The organism is Actinomadura violacea (assembly GCF_017573465.1).
Taxonomy (GTDB): domain Bacteria; phylum Actinomycetota; class Actinomycetes; order Streptosporangiales; family Streptosporangiaceae; genus Spirillospora; species Spirillospora violacea.
The window spans coordinates 301,542-314,086 of the sequence record NZ_JAGEPF010000001.1 but is presented as its reverse complement, the minus strand read 5'-3'; the positions used below and the strand labels follow the sequence as shown (position 1 = coordinate 314,086).

The 12,545-nt window shown below is 74.7% G+C and carries 14 protein-coding genes; 9 read left to right on the top strand and 5 right to left on the bottom strand.

What is annotated here, in order from left to right; all coding sequences use genetic code 11:
* Position 1: 1 nt before the first annotated feature.
* From J4709_RS01620 to J4709_RS01605, 4 genes are all read right to left on the bottom strand, one after another.
* Positions 2-1,609: an ABC transporter substrate-binding protein gene (locus tag J4709_RS01620; RefSeq protein ID WP_307800856.1), complete on the bottom strand. Its 1,608-nt coding sequence runs from the start codon at positions 1,607-1,609 to the stop codon at positions 2-4.
* A 113-nt stretch (positions 1,610-1,722) separates the two neighbouring features.
* A complete protein-coding gene (locus J4709_RS01615) occupies positions 1,723-2,196 on the bottom strand; it encodes a flavin reductase family protein (RefSeq protein WP_208236040.1) in 474 nt (157 codons plus the stop codon).
* A gap of 43 nt (positions 2,197-2,239) precedes the next feature.
* Positions 2,240-3,427 carry an acyl-CoA dehydrogenase family protein gene (locus J4709_RS01610; protein WP_208236038.1) on the bottom strand — a complete coding sequence of 396 codons (1,188 nt, stop codon included), beginning with the start codon at positions 3,425-3,427 and terminating at the stop codon, positions 2,240-2,242.
* A gap of 92 nt (positions 3,428-3,519) precedes the next feature.
* Positions 3,520-4,311 carry an IclR family transcriptional regulator gene (locus tag J4709_RS01605; protein ID WP_232382777.1) on the bottom strand — a complete coding sequence of 264 codons (792 nt, stop codon included), beginning with the start codon at positions 4,309-4,311 and terminating at the stop codon, positions 3,520-3,522.
* Between the two features lie 59 nt (positions 4,312-4,370).
* Between J4709_RS01605 and J4709_RS01600 the strand changes: the two genes are divergently transcribed.
* The 7 genes from J4709_RS01600 to J4709_RS01570 are packed head-to-tail and all read left to right on the top strand — an operon-like array spanning position 4,371 to position 10,819.
* Positions 4,371-5,387, top strand: a complete 1,017-nt coding sequence (locus J4709_RS01600; RefSeq protein ID WP_208236036.1) for an ABC transporter substrate-binding protein — start codon at positions 4,371-4,373, stop codon at positions 5,385-5,387.
* Positions 5,384-6,385: an NrtA/SsuA/CpmA family ABC transporter substrate-binding protein gene (locus J4709_RS01595; protein WP_208236034.1), complete on the top strand. Its 1,002-nt coding sequence runs from the start codon at positions 5,384-5,386 to the stop codon at positions 6,383-6,385. The genes J4709_RS01600 and J4709_RS01595 overlap by 4 nt, the downstream gene beginning before the upstream one ends.
* Positions 6,382-7,221, top strand: a complete 840-nt coding sequence (locus J4709_RS01590; protein WP_208236032.1) for an ABC transporter permease — start codon at positions 6,382-6,384, stop codon at positions 7,219-7,221. The genes J4709_RS01595 and J4709_RS01590 overlap by 4 nt, the downstream gene beginning before the upstream one ends.
* Positions 7,218-7,976, top strand: coding sequence for an ABC transporter ATP-binding protein (locus J4709_RS01585; RefSeq protein ID WP_208236030.1), 759 nt, complete (start codon positions 7,218-7,220; stop codon positions 7,974-7,976). The genes J4709_RS01590 and J4709_RS01585 overlap by 4 nt, the downstream gene beginning before the upstream one ends.
* Complete coding sequence (locus J4709_RS01580) at positions 7,973-8,806, top strand: LLM class flavin-dependent oxidoreductase (RefSeq protein WP_208236021.1); 834 nt, start codon at positions 7,973-7,975, stop codon at positions 8,804-8,806. Before J4709_RS01585 ends, J4709_RS01580 begins: the two co-directional genes overlap by 4 nt.
* Complete coding sequence (locus J4709_RS01575) at positions 8,796-9,908, top strand: LLM class flavin-dependent oxidoreductase (RefSeq protein ID WP_208236019.1); 1,113 nt, start codon at positions 8,796-8,798, stop codon at positions 9,906-9,908. The genes J4709_RS01580 and J4709_RS01575 overlap by 11 nt, the downstream gene beginning before the upstream one ends.
* On the top strand, positions 9,905-10,819 hold the full coding sequence (locus J4709_RS01570) for an ABC transporter substrate-binding protein (protein ID WP_208236017.1): 915 nt from the start codon (positions 9,905-9,907) through the stop codon (positions 10,817-10,819). Before J4709_RS01575 ends, J4709_RS01570 begins: the two co-directional genes overlap by 4 nt.
* Before the next feature lie 94 nt (positions 10,820-10,913).
* On the opposite strand, the gene J4709_RS01565 is transcribed toward J4709_RS01570, so the two are convergent.
* Complete coding sequence (locus J4709_RS01565) at positions 10,914-11,402, bottom strand: MarR family winged helix-turn-helix transcriptional regulator (protein ID WP_208236015.1); 489 nt, start codon at positions 11,400-11,402, stop codon at positions 10,914-10,916.
* A gap of 48 nt (positions 11,403-11,450) precedes the next feature.
* Between J4709_RS01565 and J4709_RS01560 the strand changes: the two genes are divergently transcribed.
* Complete coding sequence (locus J4709_RS01560) at positions 11,451-11,786, top strand: antibiotic biosynthesis monooxygenase family protein (protein ID WP_208236013.1); 336 nt, start codon at positions 11,451-11,453, stop codon at positions 11,784-11,786.
* Between the two features lie 51 nt (positions 11,787-11,837).
* Complete coding sequence (locus tag J4709_RS01555) at positions 11,838-12,470, top strand: isochorismatase family protein (protein ID WP_208236011.1); 633 nt, start codon at positions 11,838-11,840, stop codon at positions 12,468-12,470.
* Positions 12,471-12,545: the final 75 nt, after the last annotated feature.

Here is a 12,545-nt window from a genome sequence, read left to right as displayed (position 1 = left end):
GCTAGCCGACCCAGGTGTCGTGGAGCTGGATGCGGCTCGACGCGTCGAACAGCACGCCGTGGACCTTCTTCGCGACGCCCAGCTCCGTCTGGAGCTCCACGACCGGGATCGTGTAGGCGTGCCGCACGATGTCGCGCTGGGCGCGGGCGACGAGGTCGAACCGTTTCCCCTGGTCGGGTTCGGCGGCCTGGCCGTCGAGGAGCGCGTCGAGGCCGCTCGCGGGCAGCTTGTAGGTGTTGGCGAGCCTGGACGAGTACGAGCCGCGCAAAATGTCGGGGTCGGCGCGGGTGACGTTGCCCCACAGCGCGTCGAAGTCGCCGGACGTCTGGACCTGCGCGATCTGCGCGATCGCCTGCTCCTTGAGGTCGAGCCGGACGCCGATGGCCTTGAGCTGCTGCTGGACGAGTTCCAGCGCGGGCTTGTTGGTGGCGGCGTTCGCGAACCACTTGACGGTGAAGGCCAGCGGCTTGCCGTCCTTGCGGCGGATGCCATCGGTGCCGGGCGTCCAGCCGCCGGAGTCCAGCAGGGCCTTGGCGCGCGCCTGGTCGAAGGAGAGCGGTGCGCCGACGTCGGCGTAGCCGGGCGTGGTGTGGGCGAGGGGACTGGTGGCGGGCCGGGTGCCGGACGGGAAGACGGTCTGCGCGATCTGCCGCCGGTCGATGCCGAGCGCGATCGCCTGCCGGACCTTCTCGTCGTTCAGCGGCGGGCGCGCGTTGTTCGGGGACAGGCCGAAGGCGACGCCGGGGTTGGCACGTGCCAGCAGCCGGACGCCGGACGCCTTGAGCGCGGACTCGTCGGCGCGTCCGACGCTGCCGATCGCGTCGAGCTGGCCGGACTGGAGCCCGCCCGTCCGCACCCCCGACTCGGGGAGGATCTTGAAGACGATCCGGTCGAGGTAGGCGGCGCCGGGCTTCTTCCACAGCGACGAGCCCCACGCGTAGCCCTTGCGCGCGGCGAGGGTGATCGACTGGCTCGGGACGTACTTCTGGAGCGTGAACGGCCCGGACCCGGCGATGCCCTCGCTGCACCGCTGCTGCGGCGTTTTGCGGACGCTGGCCGCCGCCTCGATGCCGAGCGAGTGCGTGGCGGTGGCCTGCAGGAACTGCGCGTTCGGCTGCTTGAACCGCACCTTGAACGTCAGGTCGTCGACGACGTCGGTGCCCTGGTAGCCGCTGAGGTAGCCCTCCGCGAGGATGCCGAGCGGGCCGAGCTTCGGGATCGCGTCGAAGTTCGCCTTGACGACCTCGGCGGTCAGCGCCGAGCCGTCGCTGAAGGTGACGCCTGGCCGCAGGTGGAAGGTGAAGGTCCGGGCGTCGCCGCTGATCGTCCAGCTCTGCGCGAGCCAGGGGACGATCTTTCCGGTGGCCGGGTCCTGGTCGGTGAGCGAGTCGACGACCTGCCGGACCGAGTAGATGGTGTCGTTGCTGCCCACCTGCTGCGGGTCGGCGCAGCCGGTGTCGGAGCCGACCGCGAAGGTCAGGGTGCCGCCGGTCCGGGGCGTCCCGGCGCCGGCGCCGGACGCTCCGCCGCCCGATCCGCACGCGGTCAGCGCCGCCAGTCCGGCCGCCAGGACGGCGGCGCTCCTCCAGGGGGTCGGCGTCGCTCTCACCAGGATCTCTCCCATCGGGTCGCCGGATGCCCGCCAACGTAGGCGGGCCGGCATGTATCCGTCAATACCAACCAGAAAAGTAGGAAATATGCCCGGGACCGCCCGCCGCCGGCTCATCCGAGCCGGCGGAACGCGCTGGCATGGAACACCAGCGGCGGGACGTCCGGAGCCGCGTCCAGGTCGTGGACGCGGAACACGACGATGTCGTGGTCCCCGGACCGGACCTGCTGCTCGATCGTGCACTCGTACCAGGCGGACGCGCCCTCGACGAGCACGCCGCCGCCCGGCCGGGCCCGCCACCCGACCCCGGCGAACCGGTCGCCGGTGCGGGCGCCGAGCCGCCGCCCGACGTGCTCCTGGTGCGCGCCGAGCACGCTGATCCCGATGCGGGGCAGCTCGCGCAGCAGCGGCCAGGTGGTGGACGTGTGCGCGACGCACACCGACACCAGCGGCGGGTCGAGGGACACGGGGACGAACGAGCTGGCCGCGATGCCGGCGGGCCGCCCGCCCACCAGGCCCGCGACGACCGCGACGCCGGTCGGGTAGGCGCCGTAGACGCGCCGCAGGTTCAGGTCGAGCGCCGTCATCGCGCCGCCCGCGCCGAGGGGGAGGCAAGGGGGGACGTCAGGGTCACGGTGGGGCCTTCCTTTCGGGAGGGAACTCGCCGGTCAGGAACTCCCGGCCGACCTCGGCCTGCCGGTGGGCCACCGGGTCGCGCAGGGCGCGGGCGTAGCGCCAGAACCGGGCCAGGCCCGGCCGCGCCCGCGCGGAGTCCGCGCCGGCGAGCTCGAACACGCGGGAGGCGACGGCCAGCGACGCCTGGGCTGCGGCGATCTTGGCGGTGGCGGCCATGACCGCCGCCTCGCAGTGCCATCGCCCCGCCGGTCCCGCGCCGCCTTCACCGTGCAGTGCCGGGGCCAGGTCGTCGACGGCCTGGTCCGCGAGGGCGCGGGCCGCGCGCACCTGCGCGAGCAGGCCGCCGTAGGCGCCGGACAGGTACGCGTCGCCGCCGGTCCGCCGCGCCTGCCCGAGCGGCCAGGGCCGCGACCGGGCGACCGCGTGCGCGCGGGCCGCGTCCAGGGCGCCTTCGGCGATGCCGATGTAGAGCTGCGCGAACACCAGCTGGATGGCGGGCGCCGTCAGCGGCGAGGCGGATGCGCCGTCCCGTGCGATGACGTCGTGCCCGCTCACCGCGGCCCCCGCGAAACGGACCGTTCCACCTGGCCCCTCGTCCGGCGACAGTGCGACACCCGGACCGGCTGGATCGACCAGGACCATCAGCGGCTCGCCCGTGCCCGCGCGCGTGGCGCCGACGGCGAGGCGGTCGGCGAGGACGGCACCGGAGGTGATCGCCGTCGCGCCGTCCAGGGTAGAGCCGCCGTGCGGACGCGGCGTCAGCGTGAGCGAGGTGTCGCGCGGGTCCGGGGCTCCGCCCCAGACCTGGCACCCGGCAGCGGCACCGGACCAGACCCGTTCGCGGTCCTCGTCCGTGCCGACGAGCGCGGGTGTCCAGGACAGCAGGTAGTGGTGGCCGAGCAGCAGCCCGATGTCGCCGTTGACGGCGGCGACCTCGCGGACGACCTGGTAGGCGGTGCGCCAGGTGGCGCCGCCTCCACCGCAGCGCGCCGGGATCAGCAGCGTGGACAGCCCGGCCCGCCGCAGGGCCTCGACGGCGGGCGCCTGCGGGCGGCCGGCGTGGCGGCCGTCCGGGTCGTCCACGGCCGGGCCGGCGGCGGTGGTCCGCGCCAGTTCGAGCCACCCGGCGTGGTCGCGCGGGGCGGCCCGCCGGGCGGGCTGGTCGCAGGTGGTGGTGGTCACGGTCGTCTCCCAAGGGCCGGCGCATCCGGCGGACGCGGGGAGTGTAAGCAGCCGCGCGGCGAGAAATCAACTAAAAAGGTAGGGAATATCTGTTATTGGCGCGAAGCGGCCTGCCCCGGCCAGCCCCGGCGCTCCTCCGGAGCCAGCAGCAGCACCTCCATCGCCCGCGCGCACGACTGCGCGTGCGCCAGGAACCACGGGACCCGCGCGTCCGTGACCACCTCGGGCGTCGAGCGGAGAGCGAGCGCGTAGCGGGCGTGGCCCGACCGGTCCAGCAGCGGGACGGCGAGCGTCCGCACGCCCTCGGCGGACTCGCCGTCGTTCATCGCGTGCCCGGCGGCGCGCACCCGCTCGACCTCCGTGCGCAGCTCGTCCACATCCGCGATGGTGCGTCCGGTGAGCGGGCGCAGCGGGGCGAGCGCCGACAGGTCGTCCGCACCGGGACGGGGCCAGGCGAGCAGCACCTTGCCGAGCGCGGTGGAGTGCAGCGGGCGGCGCAGGCCCCCGCCGTCCTCGGTGCGCCGGACGGTGCCGCCGGCGAGCAGGACCGCGTGGTCGCCGCTGCGGATCGCGAGGTCGGCGGTCGTCCCGGTGACCCGGCTCAGGTGGTCCAGCTCCGGCGCGACCCGGTGCAGTCCCTGCCGATGGAACGACAGGAGGCCGAGTTCGGTGACCGCCGGGCCGAGCCGGTAGCGGGCGGAGGCGTCCCGGGCGAGGAACTCGGCGGCGGCGAGGGTCTGCGCGAGCCGGTGCGCGGTCGAGGTGCTGAGGCCGAGGCGGCGGGCGACGCCGGACGCGGTCAGCGGCGGGCCGCCGTCGCGGAAGCAGAGCAGGACGTCCAGCGCGCGCCGCACGGCCTGGCCGCCGGGGGTCTGAGGTGCCATGTTTCCCACCCTATGGGATCCATATTGAATTGGTAGGGATTGTTGGCAATACTCCCGGCATGACCGGCACCCCTCCCGCGGACCTGTGGTTCACCCGCTGTCCCGTCCCCACCGCCACCGGCATCGCCGCAGACCAGGGCTGGCTCGCGGCGGAGTTCGCCGCCGACGGCATCGCCGTGCGCTCCCTCCAGGAGGCGGGCGCCGCGGCCGTCCGCGGCGAGCACTTCCGCCACCGGCTTCCCACGCTCGTCCGCGAGGGCGGCAACGTCCCCGCACTGTGGGCGCGGTCCACCGGCGCGCCGACCCGCCTCGTCGGCCTCACCTGGTTCGAGGAGCGGCAGGTCGTGCTCGCCCGGCCCGGCGCCGGCCTGCACGGCCCGCACGACCTCAAGGGCCGCCGGCTCGCCGTCCCGCGCCGCGCCATCGAGATCGACTTCTGGCGGGCGATGGCGCTGCGCGGCTTCGACGGCGCGCTGCGCCACGCCGGGCTCACCCTCGCCGACGCCGAGCTCGTCGACCTCGACGGCGACGTCCTGCCCGGGCAGTGGGAGGCCGAGCTCGCCGCGCTGCGCGACGGCCACGTCGACGCCGTCTACACCAAGGGCTCGGTCGCCGTGGAGACCGCCGCCCGCTACGGCGCGGAGGTCGCGATCGACCTCGACGCCCTGCCGGACCGCCGGTGGCGCGTCAACAACGGGACGCCCCGCCCGATCACCGTCGACCAGCGGCTCCTCGACGAGCACCCGGACCTCGTCGTCCGGTTCCTCGCCGTACTGCTCGGCGCCGCCGACTGGGCCCGCGCCGATCCCGGCGGCCTCGCCCGCATCCTCGCGGACGAGACCGGGTCCGGCGCGGAGGGCGTCGCCCGCGCCTACGGCGACGGCTTCCACCGCGACCTGCACGCCGCCCTCGACGCCGACCGCCTCGAACTGCTCGCCGGCCAGGAGGAGTTCCTGCGCCGGCACGGCTTCCACGACGCCCCGGTGGACGTGTCCGCCTGGGCCGACCCCGCACCCCTCGCCGCCGCGCGCGACCTCGTCCCGCGGCTCGCCTTCGTCGCACAGGAGCATCCATGAAGCGTTTCCCCGCCCTCCCAGCCCTGGCCGCCGGCGCCCTCGCGGTCCTGCTCGCCGCCGCGGGCTGTGGCGGTTCGGACGCGGACGCGTCCGGCGGCGGGACGGTCACCATCCGCGTCCCGGACCCGGGCAACTCGGGCGTGCTCGCCGCCGGGAAGAAGGACGGCAGCCTCGCCAAGGCGCTGTCGGCGGTGCACGCCAAGGTCAAGTGGACGGGCAGCGCCGGACCGTTCGCGCCCGCCGCGCAGGAGCTGAACGCGGGCGAGCTGGACTTCGCGCAGGGCTCGATCACGTCCGCGATCGCCGCGCTCGCCCAGAAGCCCGGCTTCAAGCTGTTCGCGCAGATCGCCCCGGACAAGACCGGCGAGGGGATCCTCGTCCGCAAGGACTCCCCGATCCGGACGCCCCGCGACCTCATCGGGAAGTCGGTCGCCGTCAACAAGGGCGGGACCGCCGAGTACCTGCTGCTCAAGGCGCTCGCCGCGTCCGGGATCAAGCCGGACCAGGTGAAGCGCGTCTACCTCAACCCCGCGCAGACCGCGCCCGTGTTCAACTCCGGGAAGGTCGACGCGTGGGCGGTGTGGGCGACGTACTCGCTGCCCGAGATGGCCGCGAGCGGCGCGCACTTCCTGGTGAACGGCGGGCAGATCGGGTCGCAGAACTACTCGGTGTGGGCCGTCCGGACCAAGCTCGCCGACGCGCACCCGGAGGTCGTCAAGGCGTTCTACCGGTACCTGCACGACCGGGGACAGGACCAGATCAAGAACCCCGGCGGCTACGTCAACGTGTTCACCGAGGCGGGGCCGCAGGCCGTCAGCGGCGCCGCCGAGCGGCTCACCGTACAGAACCTCGCGCAGGGCGCGACCGCCGAGCCGATCGGCGCGGCCGACCTCGCCGGGTTCGCGAGCGTCGCGCAGTTCTTCGCCGACCAGAAGATCACCCCGGCGAAGGTCGACGTGAAGCCGTACGTGGTGGCGCTGCCCGGGAGCGGGACATGACCGCCGCGCCGGTGGAGACCCGCGCGTATCCCGATCTCGTCGTCCCGCGGCCGCGCATCCCGAGGCCGAGGCGGCGCGGCATGAGCGTCGCGTTGCGCACCCTCGGCCCGCTCGCGCTGCTCGGCGGCTGGTGGCTGGCGTCCGCGACCGGCGTGCTCAGCCCCGACGTGCTCGCCTCGCCCGCGACCGTCGCCGATGCCGCGCGCGAGCTGTGGGCGGACGGCCAGCTCACCGACGCGCTGCGGGTCTCGCTGACCCGCGCCGTCCTCGGCCTGGCGTGCGGGCTCGCCGCCGGGCTGCTGCTCGGCGTCGTGACCGGCTTCTCCCGCCTCGGCGAGGAGCTGCTGGACTCGCCGCTGCAACTGCTGCGCGCGCTGCCGTTCCTGTCGCTCGTCCCGCTGTTCATGGTGTGGTTCGGGATCGGCGAGTCCGCGCGGGTCGTCCTGATCGCGGTCGCCACCACGTTCCCGATGTACGTCTCGACCGCGGGCGGCGTCCGGAACGTGGACCGGCGGCTGCTGGAGGCGATGCGCACCTTCGGGCTCGGCGGATGGCGGCTCGTCCGCGAGGTCGTGCTGCCGGGCGCGCTGCCGTCGCTGCTCGCCGGGTTCCGGCTGTCGATGACGCTCAGCGTGATCGCGCTGATCGCCGCCGAGGAGATCAACTCGACGTCCGGGATCGGCTACCTGATGACGCAGGCGCAGAGCTTCTCGCGCACCGACATCCTGTCGGTCTGCGTGCTGGTGTACGGGCTGCTCGGGCTGGCCGCCGACCTGCTGGCGCGCGGCGCCGAGCGAGTGCTGATGCCGTGGCGCGCGAAGGGGGCGGCGCGATGAGCACCGCTGTGCACCTGCGCGGCCTGCGCCGCGTGTTCGGGTCCCGGGCCGTCCTGGACGGGGTGGACCTCGACATCGAGCGCGGCGAGTTCGTCGCGCTCCTCGGCGCCAGCGGCACCGGCAAGACGACGCTGCTGAGAATCCTCGGTGCTCTCGACCGTCCGGACGGCGGGACCGTGCTCGTTCCGGAGGCCCGGACGATCGTGTTCCAGGAGCCGCGGCTCGTCCCGTCCAAGCGCGTCCTCGGCAACGTCGTCGTCGGGCTGCCGCGCGGCGCCGCCGTGCAGGAACAAGGGCGGCGGGCGCTCGCGGAGGTCGGCCTGGCCGATCACGCGCGGGCGTGGCCGCACACGCTGTCCGGCGGCGAGGCGCAGCGCGTCGCGCTGGCGCGCGCGCTGGTCCGCGAGCCGGAACTGCTGCTGCTCGACGAGCCGTTCGCCGCGCTCGACGCGCTGACCCGGCTGCGCATGCAGGACCTCGTCGGCGACCTGGTCCGCACGCGCCGTCCGGCGGTGCTGCTGGTCACGCACGACGTGGACGAGGCGATCCGGCTGGCCGACCGGGTCGCGGTGCTGAAGGACGGCCGGCTCGTCACCGACGAGCGCGTGGAGGCGCGCCGCCCGCGCGACGCGGCGGACCCGGAGTTCACCGCGCTGCGCCGCCGCCTGCTGGGCGACCTCGGCGTCCGCCTCCCCGCCGCCGGACCGGACGAGAACGAGAAGGCCGGACGGCCCTCGGAAGGAGCGATACGTTGACCCGCTTGCATGTCGTGGCGCCGACCCGCGCGCCCGGACGGGCGGTGCTGCCGGACTTCGTCACCGACGTGCGGCCCCGGGCGGTCGAGCCCGGGCACCGCGCGGTGGGACGCGCCGCCGAGCTGGGCGGGCTGGACGGCGTGCTCGTCCCGTTCGACCCCGGCGGCCACGATCCGCTGGTGCTCGCGGCGGCGGTGCTGCGCGACACCCGGCACGTCCAGGTGGCGGCGGAGTTCCATCCGGCGATCGCGACGCCGGTCTACGCGGCGAAGCTGTCGGCGTCGTTGCAGCGCTACACGGGCGGGCGGTTCGCGTGGCGGCTCGCCGTCGACCTCCCCCCGGACGTCGCGCGCGCACACGGCGATTTCCTGGAAGGCCCTGCACGCTACGCCCGCGCCGACGAATTCCTGACGATCGCGAAGGGCGTGTGGAGCGAGCGTCCGTACACCTTCGAGGGCGAGCACTTCCAGGTGCTCGAAGGCGGCTTCCCCGGCTCCCGCGTGCCGCGCCCGTTCCCGCGCGTGTACCTGTCCGGGACGTCGGCGGAGGCCCTCGCCCTGTCGGCGCGGCACGCCGACGCACATCTCATCGGACCGGACGACGACCCGGGCCTCGTCCCGGACGGCGTGGACGCGGCGCTCCGGCTGCGCGCCGACACCGACGACGAGGCGGCGCTCGCCGACGAGATCCTGCGCCGCGCCGAAGCGGGCATCGCCGAGTTCTTCGTGGAGCCGGCGGCGACGCCCGCCTCTCAGTCAACGGGCACCGCCTACTGGCTGGCGCAGCGCGTCCTGCCCCTGCTGCGGAAGGAGACCGAAGGTGTCGGTTGACGTCTACTGGCGCATCGCGATGGAGGGCGACGCGCCCGCGCTGCGCCTCGGCGACATCACCCGCGGCGGCTTCGGCCCGTACCTGCCGGGCGCCCTCGGCCCCGGCCTGCGCGGCGGCGCGCCGGACGGGTACGGGCCGCTCGACTACATGGGCGAGGTGGCGCGGGCGACGGAGCGGTCCGGGTTCGTCGGCGGGCTGATGCCGTCGTTCCCCGAGACCGACGACCCGTGGGCGGCCGCCGCCGCGCTCGCCGGGGAGACCACCGCCTACCGGTTCATGATCGCGTTCCAGCCGGGGTTCCTGCATCCCGTCCAGGCGGCGCGGATGTCGGCGTCGCTGCAGGCCGCGACGGGCGGGCGCGTCGTCTACAACATCATTTCGGGCGGCGGCGGGCCGCAGCAGCTGTGGTGGGGCGACAAGGTCGCGCACGACGACCGGTACGCCCGCACCTCGGAGTTCCTCGACGTGCTGAAGGGCGTGTGGGACGGTCCGTTCGACCACGACGGCCGCTTCTACCGGGTCGAGGGCGCGGCGCTGCCGCCGGAGCTGCGCGGGCAGCCGTTCCCGGAGGTCTTCTTCTCCGGCTCGTCGCCCGCCGCGATCGCCGCCGCCGGCCGCCACGCCGACTACTACCTGTCCTGGCTGGAGCCGTTCGACGCGCTCGCCGCGAAGTTCGCGCTGGTCCGCCAGCACAGCGACACGCCCCCGAAGTTCGCCGTCCGGGTGGACGTCCTCGCCCGCGAGACGGAGGAGGAGGCGTGGGAGGAGCTGCGCCGGGGCTGGGCGCGGCTCGGCGGCGAGCAGCGCACGCCGGACGCGTCCGAGTCCGTCGGCTGGCGGCGGGGGCGCGAGTTCACCGCCGGGGCCGGCGACGACCTCCGCGACCTCGAAGTGCAGCCCAACGTGTGGGGCGGCTTCAACCGGCTCCGCCCCGGCCCGCTGTTCGGGCTGGTCGGCGACTACCACCAGGTCGCCGAGCGGCTCGACGAGCTGATCGGCCTCGGCGTGGACGCCTTCATCCTCGCCGGCGTCCCGCACCTGGAGGAGGCCCAGCGCGTGGGCCGCCACGTCCTCCCCCTGCTGAAAGGAAAGATCGCATGACCCTGCGCGTCGGCTACTTCCCGCAGAACAACTCGCTGTGGGTGCTGCGGCACCGCGGCATCCTGGAGCGGTCCGTCCCGGACGTGGAGTGGGTGGACCTGCGGTCGCTGCCCGCCGGGGACCGTCCGGCGCCCACCGAGGGCCTGCCGTCCGGGCACGGCGACCACCTGTTCGACGGCGGCTACGACTTCATCGGCACCGGCTCCACCCCGCCCGTCACCGCGCAGGCGAAGGGCCACGACGTCGTGTACGTCGCGATCTCCGGGCCGCGCGTGGAGAACGGCCGGATCGTCGTCCAGGACGACTCCCCGATCGCCGGGCCCGCCGACCTCAAGGGGCGGCGCGTCGCGCTCGGCCACGGCTCCTGGCAGACGACGCTGCTGCTGCTCGCCCTGGAGAAAGCGGGCTTGACCTGGGGCGACATCGAGCCGGTGGACGCCTACGGCAACGCGGCCGAGCTGTTCCTGAACGGCGACGTCGACGCCTGGGTGGGCTCCTACCCGTACCTGACCGACGTCGAGAAGCGGCGTCCCGTCCGGACGGTGATCGAGACGCCGGGCCTGTTCAGCCACCGCTCGCTCTGGTTCACCAGCCGGGCGTTCGCGGCCGAGCGGCCCGACGACCTCGCCGCGATCGTCGCCGCGCTGAAGGAGTCGGACGCCTGGATCGAGGCGAACCCGCGCGCCGCCGCGGAGCTGTTCGCCGCCGACGACGGCGGCGACCTCGACGCCTGGGAGCACGCGCTCCGCACCCGCCCCTGGGGCCTGAACCCGGTGGACGAGGACTTCGTCGCCGAGCAGCAGCACGCCGCCGACCTCTTCCACGCCAACGGCCTCATCCCGCGCCCGGTCACCGTCGCCGACGCGGTCCTGCCCGAGATCAACGCGCTGGTCACCGCGCCCGCATCCTGACGGACGGCTCGGATCGGCCCGGTATCGGCCCGGTCGGCGCGCGGGCGACCGCGCACCGGCCGGGCCCTCGCGTTTCCGGGACGGCGCGCCCGCCTCAGGTGCGCTGGACCTCGCTGGCCCAGGCGACCAGGCCCGCGACGAAGCCCTGGCGGTCGCGGGGCGAGAGGGTGTCCAGCACGCGCAGCAGCGGCGCCGCCCGCACGGCGACGAACCCCTCGACCGCCGCCCGGTGCTGCTCGGCGAGCGACACGAGCGTGCGGCGCCGGTTGTCCGGGTCCTCCCGCCGGTCCACGAGGCCGGCCCTGCTGAGGGTGCCGACCAGCTCGCTGACCGTGGACAGCGACACCCCCATCCGCGCGGCCAGGTCCGAGACGCCGAGCGTGCCGCCCGCCGCCAGCTGCGGCAGGACGGCGCCGTGCCGGGCGGTCAGCCGGTGCGCGGCGAAGATCTCGGCCAGCTCGTCCGGCATCTCGCCGGGGCCGCGCCGGAAGTACGCCTCCACCAGCGGCACGAAGCCGAGGACCTCCCGCACCTCCGCGGCCCGCGGGAGCTGCGGCCCGGCCGGCGGGGAGTCGCTCGTCATGGTCCCTAGTGTATGGTCTTGGATATCCAAACAGTTTGGAGATCCAAAGTGTCGACGGACGGCGTCACGTTCATCAACGTCATCGAGATCCCGGCCGACCAGGTCCACGCGTTCGTCGCGGGCTGGCGCGAGCGCGCGCAGATCATGAGCGGCATGCCGGGCTTCCGCGACTACCGGCTGCACCGCGCCGTCGCCGCGGGCACCCGGTTCCAGCTCGTCAACGTCGCCCGGTGGGCCGACCGCGAGGCGTTCCAGGCCGCCATGGCGAACCCGGAGTTCCGCGCTGCGATGCGCTCGCTCGAAGGGGACGGCGACCTGCGGGTGGCGGCGAACCCGGCGTTGTACGAGGTGGTCGCCGGCACCGTCCGGCACGACCACGCCTGACACCCCCTTCCGGCCGCCCTCCGGCGCCGGACCAACGAAGGAGACAGGAAGATGACCGAGCCGAACACGCTCCTCGAGCCGATCACCCGGCACAACACGGCGGTGCTGCTGGTCGACCACCAGGTCGGCCTGCTGTCCGGCGTGCGCGACATGCCCGTGGAGGAGCTCAAGCACAACGTCGCGGCGCTGGCCCGCGCGGCGGTGGCGCTCGGCCTCCCGCTCGTCGTCACCACGACCGCGGCGGACGGCATGTGGGGGCCGACGGCGCCCGAGCTCGTCGCGGCGCTGCCGCCCGAGGTGGACATCATCGACCGGAGCACGGTCAACGCCTGGGACGACGCCCGCGTCCGCGTGGCCGTCGAGGCGACCGGACGGCGCAAGCTGATCATCGCCGGGGTGTCGCTGGAGGTGTGCGCGGCCCTGCCCGCGTACTCCGCCACCGCGGCGGGCCACGACGCGTACGTGGCCGTGGACGCCTCCGGCACCTTCAGCGCGACCAAGCGGGAGGCGGGGCTGCTGCGCATGACGCAGGCCGGCGTCGTCGTCAGCGACTACGCCAGCCTCATCGTCGAGGCCCTCGCCGACAACGCCGACCCCGCCGCGAACGCCGTCTACGAGGCGCTGGACATGCCGTTCGCCACGCTCGTCGGCCAGATGTCGGCGGCGTACAGGGCGGCCGGGTAGCGCCTTCCCGCCGCGGCCGCCCGGCCCGGTACCCCTCCCGCCCACCTGCGGTTACGTTGGCCGCCGGGCGAGAGA